Origin of the sequence: Pseudorhodoferax sp. Leaf267 (genome assembly GCF_001422405.1) — a bacterium.
GTDB lineage: Bacteria > Pseudomonadota > Gammaproteobacteria > Burkholderiales > Burkholderiaceae_C > Pseudorhodoferax.
Genome location: NZ_LMMV01000012.1, coordinates 770,435 through 787,725, shown reverse-complemented (window position 1 = coordinate 787,725; position 17,291 = coordinate 770,435). Strand labels below are relative to the sequence as shown.

Annotated in this window: 18 protein-coding genes and 1 pseudogene; 10 read left to right on the top strand and 9 right to left on the bottom strand. The window is 67.3% G+C overall.

The features are described 5' to 3' along the window. Positions 1 to 53: 53 nt before the first annotated feature. From ASF43_RS15515 to ASF43_RS15505, 3 genes are all read left to right on the top strand, one after another. Positions 54 to 368: a BON domain-containing protein gene (locus tag ASF43_RS15515; RefSeq protein WP_056182734.1), complete on the top strand. Its 315-nt coding sequence runs from the start codon at positions 54 to 56 to the stop codon at positions 366 to 368. An 89-nt stretch (positions 369 to 457) separates the two neighbouring features. Beyond that, on the top strand, positions 458 to 1,687 hold the full coding sequence (locus ASF43_RS15510) for a putative zinc-binding metallopeptidase (RefSeq protein WP_082497876.1): 1,230 nt from the start codon (positions 458 to 460) through the stop codon (positions 1,685 to 1,687). Continuing rightward, complete coding sequence (locus tag ASF43_RS15505; RefSeq protein ID WP_056182731.1) at positions 1,684 to 2,172, top strand: Crp/Fnr family transcriptional regulator; 489 nt, start codon at positions 1,684 to 1,686, stop codon at positions 2,170 to 2,172. The genes ASF43_RS15510 and ASF43_RS15505 overlap by 4 nt, the downstream gene beginning before the upstream one ends. On the opposite strand, the gene ASF43_RS15500 is transcribed toward ASF43_RS15505, so the two are convergent. From ASF43_RS15500 to ASF43_RS15490, 3 genes are all read right to left on the bottom strand, one after another. Further along, positions 2,166 to 2,906, bottom strand: a complete 741-nt coding sequence (locus tag ASF43_RS15500) for a metallophosphoesterase (RefSeq protein WP_056182728.1) — start codon at positions 2,904 to 2,906, stop codon at positions 2,166 to 2,168. The genes ASF43_RS15505 and ASF43_RS15500 overlap by 7 nt on opposite strands. An 87-nt stretch (positions 2,907 to 2,993) precedes the next feature. Further along, entirely contained in the window at positions 2,994 to 3,422 is a 429-nt protein-coding gene (locus tag ASF43_RS15495) for a BON domain-containing protein (RefSeq protein WP_082497913.1), read from the bottom strand. A gap of 10 nt (positions 3,423 to 3,432) precedes the next feature. Then, on the bottom strand, positions 3,433 to 3,630 hold the full coding sequence (locus tag ASF43_RS15490; RefSeq protein ID WP_056182725.1) for a CsbD family protein: 198 nt from the start codon (positions 3,628 to 3,630) through the stop codon (positions 3,433 to 3,435). 188 nt (positions 3,631 to 3,818) lie between these two features. Between ASF43_RS15490 and ASF43_RS15485 the strand changes: the two genes are divergently transcribed. Then, positions 3,819 to 4,688 (top strand): TIGR00730 family Rossman fold protein, encoded by an 870-nt coding sequence (locus ASF43_RS15485; RefSeq protein ID WP_056182721.1) that lies wholly within the window; start codon positions 3,819 to 3,821, stop codon positions 4,686 to 4,688. Here the strand turns inward: ASF43_RS15485 and ASF43_RS15480 are convergent, their stop codons facing one another. Genes ASF43_RS15480 through pncB form a run of 5 tightly spaced genes read right to left on the bottom strand, consistent with a single transcriptional unit; the run spans position 4,689 to position 10,891 of the window. Continuing rightward, on the bottom strand, positions 4,689 to 5,861 hold the full coding sequence (locus ASF43_RS15480; protein WP_056183459.1) for an MFS transporter: 1,173 nt from the start codon (positions 5,859 to 5,861) through the stop codon (positions 4,689 to 4,691). A gap of 28 nt (positions 5,862 to 5,889) precedes the next feature. Further along, complete coding sequence (rmuC, locus tag ASF43_RS15475; RefSeq protein WP_056182719.1) at positions 5,890 to 7,260, bottom strand: DNA recombination protein RmuC; 1,371 nt, start codon at positions 7,258 to 7,260, stop codon at positions 5,890 to 5,892. An 8-nt stretch (positions 7,261 to 7,268) separates the two neighbouring features. Continuing rightward, positions 7,269 to 8,255 (bottom strand): D-glycerate dehydrogenase, encoded by a 987-nt coding sequence (locus ASF43_RS15470; protein ID WP_056182716.1) that lies wholly within the window; start codon positions 8,253 to 8,255, stop codon positions 7,269 to 7,271. 9 nt (positions 8,256 to 8,264) lie between these two features. After that, positions 8,265 to 9,668, bottom strand: coding sequence for a sodium:proton antiporter (locus tag ASF43_RS15465; RefSeq protein WP_056183456.1), 1,404 nt, complete (start codon positions 9,666 to 9,668; stop codon positions 8,265 to 8,267). Between the two features lie 26 nt (positions 9,669 to 9,694). Next, complete coding sequence (gene pncB / locus ASF43_RS15460; RefSeq protein WP_056182715.1) at positions 9,695 to 10,891, bottom strand: nicotinate phosphoribosyltransferase; 1,197 nt, start codon at positions 10,889 to 10,891, stop codon at positions 9,695 to 9,697. 244 nt (positions 10,892 to 11,135) lie between these two features. On the opposite strand from pncB, the gene ASF43_RS15455 reads away from it, so the two are divergent. Beyond that, positions 11,136 to 11,360, top strand: coding sequence for a CsbD family protein (locus ASF43_RS15455; RefSeq protein WP_056182712.1), 225 nt, complete (start codon positions 11,136 to 11,138; stop codon positions 11,358 to 11,360). A gap of 74 nt (positions 11,361 to 11,434) precedes the next feature. After that, positions 11,435 to 11,806: pseudogene (locus ASF43_RS15450) on the top strand (hypothetical protein); the annotation flags it as partial. Between the two features lie 106 nt (positions 11,807 to 11,912). On the opposite strand, the gene ASF43_RS15445 reads toward ASF43_RS15450, so the two are convergent. Continuing rightward, positions 11,913 to 12,380: a thioesterase family protein gene (locus ASF43_RS15445; RefSeq protein WP_056182706.1), complete on the bottom strand. Its 468-nt coding sequence runs from the start codon at positions 12,378 to 12,380 to the stop codon at positions 11,913 to 11,915. Positions 12,381 to 12,577: 197 nt separating this feature from the next. On the opposite strand from ASF43_RS15445, the gene ASF43_RS15440 reads away from it, so the two are divergent. From ASF43_RS15440 to dnaG, 4 genes are all read left to right on the top strand, one after another. After that, entirely contained in the window at positions 12,578 to 13,129 is a 552-nt protein-coding gene (locus ASF43_RS15440; protein WP_056182703.1) for a phasin family protein, read from the top strand. A 211-nt stretch (positions 13,130 to 13,340) separates the two neighbouring features. Next, complete coding sequence (locus tag ASF43_RS15435) at positions 13,341 to 14,381, top strand: extracellular solute-binding protein (RefSeq protein ID WP_056182700.1); 1,041 nt, start codon at positions 13,341 to 13,343, stop codon at positions 14,379 to 14,381. 112 nt (positions 14,382 to 14,493) lie between these two features. After that, positions 14,494 to 15,252: a 3-hydroxyacyl-CoA dehydrogenase gene (locus ASF43_RS15430; protein WP_056182697.1), complete on the top strand. Its 759-nt coding sequence runs from the start codon at positions 14,494 to 14,496 to the stop codon at positions 15,250 to 15,252. Between the two features lie 44 nt (positions 15,253 to 15,296). Continuing rightward, positions 15,297 to 17,147 (top strand): DNA primase, encoded by a 1,851-nt coding sequence (gene dnaG / locus ASF43_RS15425; protein WP_056182695.1) that lies wholly within the window; start codon positions 15,297 to 15,299, stop codon positions 17,145 to 17,147. Positions 17,148 to 17,291 lie beyond the last annotated feature (144 nt).

Sequence of the window (17,291 nt, the reverse complement as noted above, 5' to 3'; positions counted from 1 at the left end):
GGTCTCTCCAATACACCGCACTACAACAATCCAATACCTCAGGAGCCCTCCCCATGCGCTACATCCGCCCCATTGCATTCGCCCTCGCTGCCGCCTTGAACGTGGCCGTCATCACCGGTTGCGCCGTCGCGCGTGACCAGCAAAGCGTCGGCGCCTATGTCGACGACGCCGCCATCACCACGGCCGTGAAGGCCAAGTTCGTGGAAGACAAGACGGTGGACGCTGGCGCCATCAACGTGCAGACGTTGAATGGCACCGTGAACCTCTCCGGCTTTGCCAAGTCCACCGCCGAACGCAGCAAGGCAGAGGCCATCGCCAAGACCGTCAAGGGCGTGCGCGACGTGCGCAACACGCTGGCTGTCCGCTAAGGCCGCGGCCCTCGTGGCCACTCCATGAGGCAGGCCTCGCACCAAGGTGCGGGCCTGCCTTTTTGCGTTGTTGTTGTGGGCGATGCACCATGCAGATCTTCAGTTGCGACCAATGCGGCCATCCGGTCTTCTTCGAGAACGTGCAGTGCCTGCACTGCGGCAGCTCATTGGCTTTCGTGCCCGAACGCGTGGCGGTGACGGCCATCGAGCCCGTACCACCGGGCGAGGCACAGGCGCTGGCGGAGGGCGGCGGCTCGGGTGATCCGCCTCCTGCGCTGTGGCAGGCACGGGGCACGCCAACTGATGGGCAAGCCCAGCGCTACCGCATGTGCCAGACGCACGCGCTGCACCAAGCCTGCAATTTCACCGTGTCGGCCGACGACCCCAACCCGCTGTGCATTTCCTGCCGGCAGACCAGCATCCTGCCCGACCTGTCGATCGCCGCGAACCGGCCGCGCTGGATCCGCATCGAGACCGCCAAGCGCCGCCTGCTCTACACGTTGTTGCGCCTGGGCCTGGCCGATGCGCATGGCAGCGAGGGGCCTGTTTACCAGTTTTTGGCAGACTTGCCCGGCGAGCCGCCGGTCATGACCGGGCATGCGAACGGCATCATCACGCTCAACGTGGCGGAGGCCGACGACGATGAGCGCATGCGGCGGCGCGTGCAGCTGTTCGAGCCCTACCGCACGCTGCTGGGCCATCTGCGCCATGAGTCGGGCCACTATTACTGGGACCATCTGGTCCGCGACGAGCCGCAGCGCTTGGCGGCCTTCCGCCAGCTGTTCGGCGACGAGACCGTGGATTACATGCAGTCGCTGCAGGCCCATTACGCGGCCGGCGACCAGCGGGCCGACTGGAAGCCGAACTTCGTGAGCGCCTACGCCGCTGCACATCCCTGGGAGGACTGGGCGGAGACCTGGGCGCACTACCTACACATGGTGGATCTGCTGGAGACGGCAGCCTCCTATCGCACGCGCATCGTGCTGCCGAGTGCCGACGGCGCCCAGCCCAGCCGCCCGGCCGACCCGTTCGGCGACAAGCACAGCAGCTTTGACGAGTGGATCGCGCAATGGGTGCCCGTGACCCTGCTGCTCAACAGCCTGAACCGGAGCCTGGGCCAAGAGGATGCCTACCCGTTCGCGCTGAGCGAGCGCGCGCTGCACAAGCTGCGCTTCGTGCACGAAATGATCGCTGCGCATGCGGCACGCGCCAAGGCCGATCCTGCGCCCGCAAACGATGGCGAGGCCCAGCCCGTCCAAGTGGCCGCTGCACCTGCCTACTCGACTGGCGTGGACACCGCCACGCAAGAGCCCGCATGACCAGCGCCCTGGAACTGTGCCATGGCCTGCCTGTCCAGCAGGTTGCCAACGGGCAGACGCTGCTCGAAGAAGGGGTGCGCACGGACCGGCTCTACGTGCTGCGCACCGGCAGCTTCGCCGTGGTGCGCCACGGCGTGCGCGTCGTGCGCATCGGCGAGCCTGGCGCGTTCCTGGGCGAGATCTCCGCCGTGCTGGGCTCGGGGCCCAGCGCCAGCGTGGTGGCCACTGAGGACAGCAGCGTGCACGTCATCGAGCAGGCCGAGGCCGCCGTGCAACGCGACCCGGCCCTCACATTGCTGATCGCCCAGCTGCTGGCGCGGCGCCTGCAGGCCGTGACCGCGTATCTGGTCGACATTCGCCAGCAGTACGCTGACACCAACACGCACCTGGCATTGATGGACCAAGTCCTGGCGCGGCTGATGGAGATGCAGCCAGGCCGAGGCCTGCCACCGGGCTCGGAACGCGCGGACGTGCCCGACTACTGAGCTGCGGGCGCCAGGCTGCGCTGCTCGACGCCGGCCAGCGAGATCCAGGTCGCGGTCTGCTGCAAGAAATCGATCTCGACGCGTGCCGGCACATCCCCGATCTGGCGGCCCGCATTGAATAGCCAGGTGGTGCCCACGCGCTCGACCCAGGAACCGCCGGCGCGAAACGGCGCCTCGTGGATGTGGCCGCATAACACGGCGGTGGGGCCGTGGCGTGCGACGAGCGCGGCCAGCGTCGCATCGCCGTAGTGGCGCTTGCCGGTCCAGCTCAGCAGGCCTTCGGGCGGCGCGTGGTAGACCCACACCCAGCGCCCGCCCGGCACGGTGGCACGCCGCGCGGCCGCATCATCCAGCAGGCGCTCGACCTCGCGTTGCGCGTGTGGCCCGTCCCACCAGGGGCACACCGTGAACAGCGTGTCACCGACCTGCACGGTGTCGCCGTCCACCGCAAGGCCGTCCGCACGCAGACCTGCCAGCCAATCGGCCGTCTTCTCGCCGGCTGCGTTGCGCGCATTCAGGTCGTGGTTGCCCGAGCACACCAGCAACGGCGCCTGGCGCGCCAGGGCCGCCAGGCTCGCCGACAGTGCGGCGATCTGCACATCGACCGGCAAGCCACTGATGTCGTCCACATGATCGCCAGCGACCACCACCGCATCGAAATGCGGCGCTGCGCCCATCAGCCAGTCGTACTGGCGCAGCTTGTAGTGCAGGTCGGACGCCAGCAGGATGCGCATGCGCCGACTCTAATGCGTGCAGGCGAAAAAATGCCGCCTCATCGGGCGGCATGCCTGGAGCGCAACATGTTGCGCTCAAGCGATGGCTCAGCTGGCCCGCACTTCCAGGTTGTTGTTCACGCCGGCCACACCCTTGACGCCCTGGGCGATGGTCGTAGCCCGGTTCTTCGCGTCCGCGCTCGGCGCGGGGCCGGTCAGCGTGACCACGCTGGACTTGGTGTCCACGTTGATCTTCATAGCGCTCAGGTCCGGGTCCTTGGCCAGCTCGGTGTTGACGGCAGCGGTGATGCCGGCGTCATCGAGCTTGGCTTCCACCTTGTCGACCATGTTGCCGGCGGCCTGCTTGGTGTCGGCAGCAGCCTGCTCCGTCTTGGCCATGGCGGAATCCATCTTCTGGCCCACGGTCGTGTCGGTCTGGCGGTTACAAGCGGCCAAGCCCAGAGTAAGCGCCAGGGCAGAGACCAGGCCAACGGTGCGCAGCAAGGGCTGTCGGGGGTGTTGTTGCATCGTGTTCATGTTCATCTCCTCAAAGCTTGTCAATGGCGTCTTTGGCTTTGTCCTTGGCATGCTCACGTGCGTCGCCAAAGTTCTTTTCGGCCTTGCCCGTGTGCTTCTGCATCGTGCCTTCGGCCTCCAGGCTGGCGTTGCCCACCGCCTTGCCAGCGACTTCCTTGACCTTGCCCTTGGCTTCCTCGACACGGCCAGAAATTTGGCTCTTGTTCATGTTGCTTCCTTTCATCAGAAATGGACTGTGTGCTGGCCACCAAACACTCGTGCCGGGGCCTGGATGAACTATGCGTCGCAGCGCACCGCCGGGGTGTCGGCACCGACCGAAGCACACGTAGGACAAGGGCAAGCGCCCAGGACGGCGCAGGCCGGCCGGCCACAATTTCCCGCCACAATCAGCGCAACATGGAAAACACCGACACCCTCGACAAGCTCAACGTGAACGTTGCCGACGCCTGGGCGCAACTGCAGGCCTATGCCGACAAGGGCGAGCCGCTGCAGGCCGATGCTTACCGGCTGGCATTCGCCGACCCCGAATTCCTGCTACGCCGCGAGACGCGCGGCATCCGCTTCCAGCTCGAAATGCTCAAGCCCGACCTGGAGCAGCAGGCCCTGGGCATCCACAACACCATCGTCGTGTTCGGCAGCGCGCGCTTCCCTGCGCCCGAGCAGGCCGAGTTGGAACTCAAGGCAGCGCGCGATAGTGGAGACGAAGCCGCCCTGCGCATCGCCGAGCGGCGCACGCGCAACGCCGTCTATTACGACGGGGCGCGCCGCTTCGCGACCCTGGTCGCACGCTACAGCGCAGCGCGCACGGAGGCCGAGCGCCTGTACATCTGCACGGGCGGCGGCCCCGGCATCATGGAAGCGGCCAACCGCGGCGCGCACGAGGAAGGCGCACTGAACGTGGGCCTGAACATCGCCCTGCCGCACGAGCAAAGTGGCAACCGTTTCATCACGCCCAGCCTGAGCTTCAAGTTCCACTACTTCGCCCTGCGCAAGATGCATTTCATGATGCGTGCGAAGGCGCTGGTGGCCTTCCCCGGCGGCTTCGGCACGCTGGACGAGCTGTTCGAGGTCATGACCCTGGTGCAGACCGGCAAGGCCAAGGCCGTGCCCATCGTGCTGTTCGGCTCGGACTACTGGAAGCGGCTGCTGAACTTCGACGTGCTGATCGAGGAAGGTGCGATCTCGCCGCACGACATGGCGCTGTTCAGCTACGTGGACACGCCCGAGGACGCCTGGGCGGCGATCCAGGCCTTCTACCAGCTCTGATCAGCGCGCGGGCAGCGCCAGCCCGCGCACCGCGCGCGAGCCCGCCGCGACGACCGCGCCGACGACCCAGAACACGCCGCCGATGCCGACCACGGCACCGAGCGAGCCGAACAGCATGGGCATGGCCACGCTGGACGCGTTGATCGTCATGAGGCGCAGGCCCAGCGCCTCGCCATGGCGATGCGCGGGCGTCAGCTGGTGCAGCATGCTCATGATCATGGGCTGCACCGAGCCCAGCGCGAAGCCCAGCACCACCGAGCATGCGCCCATGAGCCAGGGCGAGTGCAGCAGCGGGTAGATGCAGAACACGCTGGCCGTGACCACGGTCGAAGCCTGGATCACACCGCGCTCGGTGGTCCGCGCGGCAACCAGTGGCAGCAGCATGCGCACCACGGCCGCCGCGATGGCGAAGGCACCCAGCAGGCTGCCGATCACGGCCGCGCTCATGCCCCGCTCGTGGCCCAGCACCGGCAGCACGAAGGCATGCACGTCCCAGCTCGACGACTGCAGCCAGTTCACGAACAGCAGGCGGCGGAACATGGGCTCGCGCAGGAGGTCCCAGGCCCGCGTGGGCGCCGCGCCGGGCGTGGGCAGCACGGTCGGCTGCTCCGGCGCGCGCCGCACGAGCAGCCAGCACACCAGCGGCAGCAGGGCCAGCACGCCGAAGCAGACGCGGAACGCCAGCATGTCGGCTGGCGCGCGCCCGGCGTGGTCGATCAGCAGGCCGGCGGCGAACGGACCGAGGAAGTTGGCCGCAGCCGGCGCGATCGCCAGCCAGCTGAACATGCGCTTGAGCTGGCTGGTGTCGGTGGCCGCGCGGCCCACGTGGCGCTGCAGCGCGATCACGGTGGCACCCGTCGCCCCGCCGGTCATCAGCGCCGCCACGCACAGGGCCGCAAACGTGGGCACCAACAGCGCCAGGGCCGTGCCCGACGACGCCGCCAGCACCGCCCAGGCCATGGGCCGCCTGAGCCCATGGCGGTCGGCGTAGCGGCCCGCGGGCAGCGCGAGGAACACCTGGGTCAACGCGAACAGCGCGATCAGCACACCGACCGCCGCCGGGCTGTAGCCCTGCTGCAGGGCCAGCAGCGGCGTCGCCAGGCGCATGCCGGCCATGGTGGCGTACAGGCAGACCTGCGCGGCGATCAGGCGCAGCAAACCCCTGCCCCCCATGGCCGGCACGGGCGCCTGGGCTGCGGGATCAGGCGTCTGGTCCATCCTCGTGCTCGGGCTCGTCCAGGGCCGCGCTGGGCGGCTGCGGCAAGGCCACGCCGGGCGTGTCCGGCAGGGCCTCGACCGTGCGCAGCCGGCGCTGCAGCACGTTGCTGCGGGTCTGCGCCTTGTCCAGTGTGTTCAGCACGGTCTGGGTCTGGCGCTTCACGTCGGCCAGCACGCCGCCGAACTTGAGGAACTCGGTCTTCACCGCGCCCAGCACCTGCCAGACCTCGCTGCTGCGCTTTTCCAGCGCCAGCGTGCGAAAGCCCATCTGCAGTGCGTTCAGCATGGCCAGCAAGGTGGTGGGGCCGGCGATCGTGATGCGGTGCTCGCGCTGCAGCGCCTCCAGCAGGCCGGGGCGGCGCAGCACCTCCGCGTACAGGCCCTCGGTGGGCAGGAACAGGATCGCGAAATCGGTGGTGTACGGCGGCTCGACATACTTGTCGGCGATGCCGCGCGCCTCCAGCCGGATACGCGCCTCAAGCGCGCGCGCCGCCAGCTCCGCGGCCGGCGCGTCGGCGCGTTGCTGCGCGTCGAGCAGGCGCTCGTAGTCTTCGTTCGGGAACTTGGCATCGATCGGCAGCCAGACCTGCGTGCCGTCCTCGCCGCGGCCGGGCAGGCGGATCGCGAAGTCCACGGCATTGCGCGAGTCTGGCCGCGTCATGACCTGGGCGGCGAACTGCTCGGGCGAGAACACCTGCTCCAGCAGGGCCGCGAGCTGGGCCTCGCCGAACATGCCGCGCGTCTTCACGTTGGTCAACAAGTGCTTGAGATCGCCCACGCCCTGCGCCAGCGTCTGCATCTCGCCCAGGCCCTTGTAGACCTGCTCCAGCCGCTCGGCGACCTGGCGGAAGCTCTCGCCCAGCCGCGTCTCCAGCGTGGCCTGCAGCTTCTCGTCGACGGTGCGGCGCATCTCGTCCAGCTTGGCGGCGTTGCCGGCCTGCAGCTGGGCCAGCTGGGTTTCGAGGGTGGCACGCACCTCGGCCAGGCGCCGCGCATTGGATTCGGACAGGCTCTGCAGTTGCTGGTGCAAGGTGTCGCCCAACGTCTTCTGCAGCAGTGCCAGCTGCTGTGCAAACGCGTCGATCTGCGCGTTCTGCGTACGCGTGGCTTCGGCGGCCTGGGCCAGCAGGGTCTGCTGGAAGCCGGCCAGCGCCTGCGCGCTTTCCTGCCGGCCGGCGCGCGCGCTGTCGGCGATGTCCTGGCGCAGGCCGCGCTCGCCGCGCGCGGCCGTGTCGCGCACGAGCTCGGCCAGGGCGCCGTGGTCGGGCCGGCGCAGCACCAGCACCAGCAGCACGAGCACGTTCAGCGCTGCCAGGGCCAGCAGCAGCCAGGTCTCCAGGGGCAATGGGGGCATCCGCCGGATCAGCCCTTGGCCAGCACGGCGTCGTTCAGCGGGGTCAGCGGCTTGCCCTGCGTCAGGTAGCCGATCAGGTTGTCGGCTGCGAGGTTGGCCATGGCCAGGCGGGTCGGCACGCTGGCACTGGCGATGTGCGGCGTCAGCACCACGTTGGGCACGGTCAGCAGCCCGGGATGCACGGCGGGCTCGCCCTCGAAGACGTCCAGGCCGGCTGCAGCGATGCGTTTGCCGCGCAGGGCTGCAGCCAGGGCCGCGTCGTCCACGATGCCGCCACGCGCGATGTTGACCAGCGTGGCCGTGGGCTTCATCTGTGCGAGCTCGGCCGCGCCGATGGCGTGGTGCGATGCGGCGGAGTACGGCAGCACCAGCACCAGGTGGTCGGCCTGGCGCAGCAGCTCCTCCTTGCTCACGTAGCGGGCCTTGCACTCGGCTTCCAGCGCAGGTGTGAGGCGCGAACGGTTGTGGTAGATCACGTCCATGCCGAAGCCATGCGCGCCGCGCCGGGCGATGCCCTGGCCGATGCGGCCCATGCCCAGGATGCCCAGCGTGGCGCCATGGATGTCGCTGCCGGCGAAGAGGTCGTAGCTCCACTTGGTCCACTGGCCGGCGCGCAGGTAGTGTTCGCTCTCGGCGATGCGACGGGCCGTGGCCATCAGCAGGGCGAAGCCGAAGTCGGCCGTGGTCTCGGTCAGCACATCGGGCGCGTTGGTGGCCAGCACGCCACGCGCGGTCATGGCGTCCAGGTCGAAATTGTTGTAGCCGACCGCCATGTTGGCGGCGATCTTGAGTTCCGGGCAGCGCGCCAGCAGGGCCGCGTCGATGCGCTCGCTGGCGGTGGTGAACACGCCCTGCTGGCCGGCCAGCCGCGCCGCCAGCTCGTCGGCCGACCAGGTGTCATCGGCCTGGTTGCTGCTGACCTCGAAGTGCTGCGACAGACGCTCCAGCACTTCGGGGAACACGGCACGGGCGACAAGGACGGCGGGCTTGGACATGGAAACCTTTCAGACGAAGAACAGGAAGGTGAGGACGACGAACAGCGGCACCAGCACCGCGCACGACCACGCCATGTAGCCGAAGAAGCTCGGCATGGCGACACCGCGCTCTTCGGCGATGGCCTTGACCATGAGGTTGGGTGCGTTGCCGATGTACGAGTTGGCGCCCATGAACACGGCGCCGGCCGAGATCGCGGCCAGCGTGGGCGCCAGCGTGGTCATGAGCTGCTGCGCGTCGCCCCCGGCCGTGTTGAAGAACACCAGGTAGGTCGGCGCGTTGTCCAGGAAAGAGCTCAGCAGGCCCGTGGCCCAGAAGTACATGGCCGGGTCGGGCTGGCCGTCGGGCCGGGTCACGGCCGCCACCACGGCGCCGAAGGGGCCGTCCACGCCGGCGCGCAGCATGGCGATCACGGGGATGATGGTCAGGAAGATGCCGGCGAACAGCTTGGCGACCTCCACCATGGGGCCCCAGGAGAACTGGTTGTCCGCATGCACCTGTGCGGCCGTGAGCTTGAGCGACAGCAGCGTCACCGCGACCAGGCCGATGTCGCGCGCGAGCGAAGGAAGGGGCAGCGGCGTGCCGAACACATCGAACACCACGGGCGAGCGCCACAGGCCGCTCATGAGCACCAGCGCCACGACGAGCAGCAGCAGCACGAAGTTGATCCCGCCGTCGAAGCCGATGCGAGACGTGTCGGGCGTCGGGTCGCGCGGCAGCACGCCTTCGCGCCGGTAGAACCAGCTGTCCAGCACGAAGAAGATCGCCAGCAGGCAGGCCAGCATGAAGGCGGTCTCGGGCAGGATGTTGCGCAGGGTCCAGAAGAACTCCACGCCCTTGAGGAACCCCAGGAACAGCGGCGGATCGCCCAGCGGCGTCAACGAGCCGCCGATGTTGGAGACGATGAAGATGAAGAAAACGACCACATGCGCCCTGTGACGGCGGTTGTCGTTGGCACGCACCAGCGGGCGGATCAGCAGCATGGAGGCCCCGGTCGTGCCCATGAAGCTGGCCAGCACGGCACCGATGGCCAGCAGAGCGGTGTTCAGCAGCGGGCTGCCATGCAGGTTGCCGCGGATGTAGATGCCGCCAGCCACCGTGAACAGGGCGGTCAGCAGCACGATGAAGGGGATGTACTCGGCCACCAGCGCATGCACCAGGCTGGCACCGGCCAGCGACGTGCCGTGCAGCACCGTGAACGGCACGAAGAAGGCCAGCGTCCAGGCCGCCGTGATCTTGCCGTAGTGGTGGTGCCAGATGCGCATCGCGACCAGCGGGAACAGCGCGATCGACAGCAGCACGCCGGCAAACGGCAGCGCCCACCAGGCCGAGAGCGTGCGGCCATCCAGCTCGGCTGCGAACCCGGCCAGCGGCGCGCCGAACCCGGCGGCGGCGACGGCTGCACGGCGTGCCATGCGCGCGCTGGCCGCTGGCACCACGCTCATGCCGCCGGCTGCTCGATCTCGAACACCTGTCGCAGATAGGCCAGGTATTTCTCGTCGTCGCACATGTTCTTGGAAGGCGTGTCGGACAGCTTGGCCACGGGCTGTCCGTTGCAGCGCACCATCTTGATGACGATCTGCAGCGGCACGTGGTCCGGCGGGTCGCCCATGTCGTTCGTGAGGTTGGTGCCGATGCCAAAGGCCAGCAGGCAGCGGCCGCGGAACTGCTGGTACAGCTCGACGGTGCGCGGCACCGTCAGGCCGTCGCTGAAGATCAGCGTCTTGGTGTGCGGGTCGACGCGGTTCTTGCGGTAATGCTCGATCAGTCGTTCGCCCCAGGCGAAGGGGTCGCCGCTGTCGTGGCGCGCACCGTCGAACAGCTTGCAGAAGAACAGGTCGAAGTCGCGCAGGAAGGCGCTCATGCCATAGACGTCGGACAGCGCGATGCCCAGGTCGCCGCGGTATTCCTTGGCCCAGGAATCGAACGCGAAGACCTGGCTGTCGCGCAGCCGCGGGCCCAGCGCCTGGCAGGCCTGCAGGTATTCGTGCGCGACGGTGCCCAGCGGCGTCATGCCCAGCTTCATCGCGTACAGCACGTTGCTGGTGCCGGCGAGCTGGCCGCTGGGGCCGCAGCCCAGGCCGTCGCTCAGGCGGCGCAGCACCTCTTCATGCCAGGCCTTGGAGAAGCGCCGGCGCGTGCCGTAATCGGCGATCTTCAAGTCGGCCAGGCCTGGCGCGTGCAGCTGGGCGATCTTGCGCTGAAGCCGCTCGCGGCCCGGGGCCAGGTCGGCGTCTTTCGCGACGTTGCGGAAGTAGACCTCGTTGACGATGGCCAGCACCGGAATCTCGAACAGGATGGTGTGCAGCCAGGGGCCGCGGATCGTGATGTCGATGTCGCCGGACGGCAAGGCCGTGACCTCGATGTATTTCTCGTTGAGCCGGAACAGGCCCAGGAAGTCCACGAAATCGCTCTTGATGAAGCGCATGGAGCGCAGGTAGGCCAGCTCGTCGTCCTGGAAGCTCAGGCTGCACAGGCCGCGGATCTCCTCGCGGATCTCGTCGACATAGGGCGCCAGCGCGATGGCGTTGCGGCACTTGAAGCGGTATTCGACCTGCGCGCCGGGGAACTGGTGCAACACGACCTGCATCATCGTGAACTTGTAGAGATCGGTATCGAGAAGGCTGTTCAGGATCATGGTGTGCAGGCCGGTCTGAGGTTTGTCTCCGCGCCGATCCGGCGCTGGTGTTGGGTGTGCGCGCATTGTCGCAGGGCGTTGGCGCGCCTCGGCCCGCTGTCACGGCGATTGCACGTCAGCGTGCTGGGGCGCCGGCCTACGGGCGCTGGCCGGCACGTCCTACCCCCATGCAACACGCCGCCGCGTACAGTCATTCCACGTTCGGCACACCAGATGCCGGGCGCTCAACAACAAGGAGATCGGTATGAACGAAGACAAGGTTGCCGGCAACTGGAAGCAGTTCAAGGGCAAGGTCCAGGAGCAATGGGGCAAGTTGACCAACGACGACCTGGACATCATCGAGGGCCGCCGTGAGCAGCTTCTCGGACGCATCCAGGAACGTCACGGCATTGCGCGTGACGCCGCCGAACGCGAGGTCGATGAGTGGCACAGCCGCAACCCTGACTTCTTCTTCGAGAAGTCGCAATAAGCGATGTCCACAAGCGCATCACGAACCCAGACGAGAGGAACACCATGCAAGTCTCCCAATTCAAGAAGCCACTCATGGCCATGTGCATCGCAATGTCGTTCGGCATCGCCACGCAGGCCAGCGCCATGACCCGCGAGGAATACAGCGCTGCCAAGGACCGCGTGGAAGCCGAGTACAAGGCGGCCAAGGAACGCTGCGACGGCTTGGCTGGCAACGCCAAGGACGTGTGCACCAGCGAAGCCAAGGGCACGGAAAAGGTCGCCAAGGCTGAGCTGGAAGCCCAGTACAAGCCTACCGCCAAGCACCGCGCCGAGGTGATCGAAGCCAAGGCCGACGCGGCCTACGACACGGCCAAGCAAAAGTGCGATGCACTGGCTGGCAATACGAAGGACGTTTGCATGAAGGACGCCAAGGCTGCCCACGTGGCCGCCAAGGGCCAGGCCAAGCGCAGCTGATTGCGTCTGACCGGGTGAGGCCTGGTTGCTGCGCGATGGCGCAGGGCAGGCCAGTTCGGGCCGGATCGGGTGAGAACCCGTCCGGCCCGAACGCCGTTCAGAGCAGGCGCTCCAGTACAGCTAGCAAGGCGGCAGGAAGCGACACGGGCCGGCGCGTCGCCCGGTCTACATAGACGTGAACGAAATGGCCGTGCGCCGCGCTCATCGGTGCACCTTGGGCGAACAGGCCTACTTCGTAGCGCACGCTGGTGGCACCCAGGCGCGCAACGCGCAGGCCGGCCTCGACCACTTGTGGAAAAGCCAGCGGCGCGAAGTACTGGCATTGGGTCTCCACCACGAGGCCGATGGTGGTGCTGCGTTCGATGTCCAGCGCACCCTGCTCGATGAGGTGCGCATTGACCGCCGTGTCGAACCAGCTGTAGTAGACGACGTTGTTGACGTGCCCATAGGCATCGTTGTCCGCCCAACGGGTCGGGATGCTGCGGAACACCCGGAAGTCGTCGCGCGGGCGGGCCTGCGCGCGGACTGGGGCCGGAACTGCGGAATGGGGTGCTGAGGCAGGCATCGGCAAATTCTGCCAGCGCGCATCGTTCGCGCGATTCGCGAGCGAATTAGAAGCCGCCCTCTAGATTGCTGCGTCGCAACAAAAAGGGCTTGCCAGCAGTCTCGCCATCCCTATAATTCGTTCCATGCTGCACTGCAACATTCCTCAGGATGGGGCGGCAAAGCAGAAACTTCATCAACACTCTATTGGAGATTCATATGCTGAACGCTGAACAAATCCTGGCCACGCACAAAGCCAACTTCGACATCCTGTTCGGTCTGACCACCAAGGCCTTCGAAGGCGTGGAAAAGCTGGTCGAACTGAACGTCACCGCTTCCAAGGCTGCCCTGGCCGAAGCTGCTGACCACACGCAAGCTGCCCTGTCCGTCAAGGACGCGCAAGAGCTGCTGGCCCTGCAAGCTTCCATGCTGCAACCCCTGGCTGAAAAGACCGCTGCCTACAGCCGTCACGTGTACGAAATCGCCCAAGGCACTGGCGCTGAACTGAGCAAGGCTCTGGAAGCCCAAGCCACCGAAGCCCAGAAGAAGTTCCTGTCCGTTGTGGACAGCGCTGCCAAGAACGCCCCCGCCGGTTCCGAAACCGCCGTCGCCGTCTTCAAGAGCGCCGTTGCCGCTGGCACGAACGCCCTGGAATCCGTGCAAAAGGCCGTGAAGCAAGCCAGCGACGTCGCTGAAGCCAACTTCAACGCCGTGTCGACCTCGGCCCTGAACGCCGGCAAGACCGCTACCGCTGCTGCCAAGAAGCGCTAAATTGCTCTACAGGGAAGCGGCCACTGCCGCTCCCGCGAGTTGTCTCCTCGGGTCTCTTCGAATTCATCGGAATTCAGGGATCCCTTCAAGGGCCCCGTTTGCACGGGGCCTTTTTTTGTTCTCCGCAATGCCCCGCGCGCCGACAGGTTGCACAAGAATGATTCGCGTTTGGCCTTAACATCGCCGGCTCTAACGCTCAAGGACCCTCTTCATGCTGAAACATGCCCTCTCCGCGATGGCACTGGTGCTCGCGGCCGGCACGGCGCTGGCACAGGACCAAGTCGTCAACCTGTATTCCGCCCGCCACTACAACACCGATGAAGCGCTCTACACGGGCTTCACCAAGGCCACCGGCATCAAGATCAACCGCGTGGACGCCGACGACGCCGGCATCATTGCGCGCCTGAAGGCCGAAGGCACGGCATCGCCTGCCGACGTGATCCTGCTGGTCGACGCCGCGCGGCTGTACCGCGGCGAGGCCGACGGGCTGTTCCAGCCGATCCGCTCCAAGCTGCTCGAAGACGCCATCCCCGCCAACCTGCGCGCCCAGCCCACGGCCGACGGCGGCATCCCGTGGTTCGGCTTTTCCACACGCGCACGGGTCATCGTCTACGACAAGACCAGCATCAAGAAGGGCGATGTCGACACCTACGAGAAGCTGGCCTCGCCCCAACTCAAGGGCAAGATCTGCATCCGTTCGGGTTCACACCCCTACAACCTGAGCCTCTTCGGCGCCGTGACCGAGCACATGGGCGAGACGCGTGCCGAGGAATGGTTGCGCGGCGTGAACGCCAACCTGGCGCGCCCCCCCAAGGGCGGCGACACCGACCAGATCAAGGCTGTCGCGTCCGGCGAATGCGCCGTCGGAGTGACCAACAGCTACTACCTGGCACGCCTGATCCGCTCGTCGAACCCAGAAGACCGCAAGGTCGCGGAGCGCGTAGGCGTCGTGTTCCCGAACCAGGACTCCTGGGGCACCCACCTGAACATCGCCGGCGGCGCCGTCGCCAAGCACGCGAAGAACCGCGACAACGCCATCAAGCTGCTGGAATACCTGGCCAGCCCGGAGGCGCAGAACTACTTCGCCAATGGCAACAACGAGTGGCCGGCGGCCAAGGGTGTGCAGTTCAACAACCCGGCGCTGACCGCCATGTCCGGCGGGCCGTTCAAGAGCGAGACCATCCCGATCGGCGCGGTCGGCGCGCACCAGCTGAAGGTGCAGCAGATGCTGGACCGGGTCGGTTTCCAGTAAGCCGCTCTCGCCTCACGATCGCCGCCCTGCCCGGGCGGCGATTTCGTTTGGGCGGCAGGATTGCCACGATTCATAATTGACGTTTACGTCAACGTCAACTGAAGGAGCACACATGGACATCGCAGGCAAGGTCTTCATCGTCACCGGCGGCGCATCGGGCCTGGGCGAAGGCACGGCGCGCATGCTGGCCGCCAAGGGCGGCAAGGTCGTCATCGCCGACATGCAGGCGGACAAGGGCGAGGCTGTGGCGCGGGACATCGGCGGCGCCTTCGTGCGCTGCGACGTGAGCCAGGAGGCCGACGGCCAGGCCGCCGTGGCGCAGGCCGTTGCCTTGGGCAAGCTCATGGGTCTGGTCAACTGCGCCGGCATCGCGCCGGCCGAGAAGACGGTGGGCAAGAACGGTGCGCACAGCCTGGGGGTTTTCCACAAGACGCTGACGGTCAACCTGCTCGGCAGCTTCAACATGATCCGGCTGGCTGCCGAGGCCATGGGCAAGAACGTGCCAGAAGCCACCGGCGAGCGCGGTGTGCTGATTTCCACGGCCTCGGTCGCGGCCTACGACGGCCAAATCGGCCAAGCTGCCTACAGCGCGTCCAAGGGCGGCATCGTCGGCATGACGCTGCCGATCGCACGCGACCTGGCCAAGACCGGCATCCGCAACATGACCATCGCGCCCGGCATCTTCGGCACACCGATGCTGTTCGGCATGCCGCAAGAGGTGCAGGACGCGCTAGCCGCCAGCGTGCCCTTCCCTTCGCGCCTGGGCACGCCCGAGGACTACGCCCGGTTGGCCGTGCACATCTTCGAGAACGACATGTTGAACGGCGAGGTCATCCGCCTGGACGGCGCGATCCGCCTGGCGCCGCGTTGACCCTTCGACCCCGGCGCCGTCGCCCGGCCGGCTAAGCTCGCCCCGTGGCCATCCCCCAGTCCTTCGTCCAGGAACTCCTCGCCCGCGTCGACGTGGTCGAGGTGGTCGGCCGCTATGTGCAGTTGAAAAAGGGCGGCGCCAACTTCATGGGGCTGTGCCCCTTCCACGGCGAGAAGTCGCCGTCGTTCTCCGTCAGCCCCAGCAAGCAGTTCTACCACTGCTTCGGCTGCGGCAAGAACGGCAATGCCGTGAGCTTCCTGATGGAACACACGGGCGCGGGCTTTCGCGAAGCCGTGCAGGACCTGGCCCAGCAGGTCGGACTGACCGTTCCAGACGACGACAGCTCGCCCGAGGAACGCCAGCGCGCCAGCGAGCAGCGCCAGCGGCAGGCCACGCTGAACGACGTGCTGGAGAAGGCCGGCGAATCCTGGCGCCAGCAGCTCAAGCAGTCGAGCCGCGCCATCGACTACTGCAAGCGCCGCGGCCTGTCGGGCCAGGTCGCCAAGCGCTTCGGCCTGGGCTATGCGCCCGAGGGCTGGCGCAACCTGGCCAGTGTGTTCCCGCACTACGACGACCCGCTGCTGGTCGACAGCGGCCTGGTGATCCTGAACACCGAGGACGCGGCCGACGAGAAGCGCTACGACCGCTTCCGCGACCGGCTGATGTTCCCCATCCGCAACGTCAAGGGCGAGTGCATCGGCTTCGGCGGCCGGGTGCTGGGCGACGAGAAGCCCAAATACCTGAACTCACCGGAAACGCCCGTGTTCAGCAAGGGCCGGGAGCTGTACGGCCTGTACGAAGCGCGCGACGCCCTGCGCGAGGCGGGCTACGTGCTGGTCACCGAGGGCTACATGGACGTGGTTGCGCTGGCGCAGCTGGGTTTCCCGAATGCAGTGGCCACCCTGGGAACGGCCTGCACGCCGGACCACGTGCACAAGCTGTTCCGCTTCACGGACACGGTCGTCTTCAGCTTCGACGGTGACGCCGCCGGCCGGCGCGCAGCGCGCAAGGCGCTGGAAGGTGCCCTGCCCTACGCGACCGACGTGCGCAGCGTGAAGTTCCTGTTCCTGCCGGCCGAGCACGACCCCGACAGCTACATCCGCGCGCACGGCCAGGACGCGTTTGCGCTGTGCGTGGGCGACGCCGTGCCGCTGTCGCGTTTCCTGATCGACGTCGCGCGCGAAGGCTGCGACCTGCAATCCGCCGAGGGCCGTGCGCACCTGGCCAGCAATGCCAAGCCGCTGTGGTCCCAGCTGCCGGACGGCGCGCTGAAGCGCCAGCTGCTGGGCGACATCGCGGAACTCGTGCAGCTCGACCCGCGCGAACTCGGCGAACTGTGGGAGCCCAAGGCTGCCCCCGCCGAGGCCAGGCCGCGGCGCAAGCCCAGTCGCAAGGACACCGGCGGCGAGCGCGCCTATGGCTCACGCACCCGCCTGGCGGCCCGGCCGTCGATCGACGCCTACGCCAGCCATGTCGCCACGCTGGTGCTGCGCAACACCAGCCTATGGGAAGGATTGAACGGCGCCGACCACGACCTGCTCTGCTCGCTCGAAGGGCCCTACGGCGATCTGTTTCGCTGGACGGACCAGCAGGTGCACGAGCATGGCCCGCAACCCTGGGCGGCGCTGGACATCGGCATCCAGGAGCAGCCGTTTGAGGCGATCGCACGCAGGCTGGTGGCCCAGGACGGCCTGCAGCCCATGGGCCGCGTGATCGAAATCGAGGATGTGCCGCTGGCCGATGTGCGGGCCACGCTGGTCAAGCTCCATCTGGACGTGATCAACGAGGAATTGAAGCGGCTGCGGACCTTGCCGCCCTCCGACCCGGCCCGCATCGGCCAGGAACGCGAGCTGATCCTGCGCCAGTTCGCGGTGCGCAAGGCCTCGCTCTCTTGAAATTGGGGCCGGACGCTATAATGTAGGGCTATCTCCGGCAAGAGCGACAGCAGTACCTCCGAGACCGGCCGACCGATGCCAACGCGCGCACGACAGGCCTCCCCTATCGCAAGGGCTGCACTCCAAATGTTCGCCCACCCATCT

Coding starts and splice junctions, on each gene's coding strand:
- ASF43_RS15515 (WP_056182734.1), top strand. CDS start 54: ATGCGCTACATCCGCCCCATTGCATTCGCCCTCGCTGCCGCCTTGAAC.
- ASF43_RS15510 (WP_082497876.1), top strand. CDS start 458: ATGCAGATCTTCAGTTGCGACCAATGCGGCCATCCGGTCTTCTTCGAG.
- ASF43_RS15505 (WP_056182731.1), top strand. CDS start 1,684: ATGACCAGCGCCCTGGAACTGTGCCATGGCCTGCCTGTCCAGCAGGTT.
- ASF43_RS15500 (WP_056182728.1), bottom strand. CDS start 2,906: ATGCGCATCCTGCTGGCGTCCGACCTGCACTACAAGCTGCGCCAGTAC.
- ASF43_RS15495 (WP_082497913.1), bottom strand. CDS start 3,422: ATGAACACGATGCAACAACACCCCCGACAGCCCTTGCTGCGCACCGTT.
- ASF43_RS15490 (WP_056182725.1), bottom strand. CDS start 3,630: ATGAACAAGAGCCAAATTTCTGGCCGTGTCGAGGAAGCCAAGGGCAAG.
- ASF43_RS15485 (WP_056182721.1), top strand. CDS start 3,819: ATGGAAAACACCGACACCCTCGACAAGCTCAACGTGAACGTTGCCGAC.
- ASF43_RS15480 (WP_056183459.1), bottom strand. CDS start 5,861: ATGGGGGGCAGGGGTTTGCTGCGCCTGATCGCCGCGCAGGTCTGCCTG.
- rmuC (WP_056182719.1), bottom strand. CDS start 7,260: ATGCCCCCATTGCCCCTGGAGACCTGGCTGCTGCTGGCCCTGGCAGCG.
- ASF43_RS15470 (WP_056182716.1), bottom strand. CDS start 8,255: ATGTCCAAGCCCGCCGTCCTTGTCGCCCGTGCCGTGTTCCCCGAAGTG.
- ASF43_RS15465 (WP_056183456.1), bottom strand. CDS start 9,668: ATGGCACGCCGTGCAGCCGTCGCCGCCGCCGGGTTCGGCGCGCCGCTG.
- pncB (WP_056182715.1), bottom strand. CDS start 10,891: ATGATCCTGAACAGCCTTCTCGATACCGATCTCTACAAGTTCACGATG.
- ASF43_RS15455 (WP_056182712.1), top strand. CDS start 11,136: ATGAACGAAGACAAGGTTGCCGGCAACTGGAAGCAGTTCAAGGGCAAG.
- ASF43_RS15445 (WP_056182706.1), bottom strand. CDS start 12,380: ATGCCTGCCTCAGCACCCCATTCCGCAGTTCCGGCCCCAGTCCGCGCG.
- ASF43_RS15440 (WP_056182703.1), top strand. CDS start 12,578: ATGCTGAACGCTGAACAAATCCTGGCCACGCACAAAGCCAACTTCGAC.
- ASF43_RS15435 (WP_056182700.1), top strand. CDS start 13,341: ATGCTGAAACATGCCCTCTCCGCGATGGCACTGGTGCTCGCGGCCGGC.
- ASF43_RS15430 (WP_056182697.1), top strand. CDS start 14,494: ATGGACATCGCAGGCAAGGTCTTCATCGTCACCGGCGGCGCATCGGGC.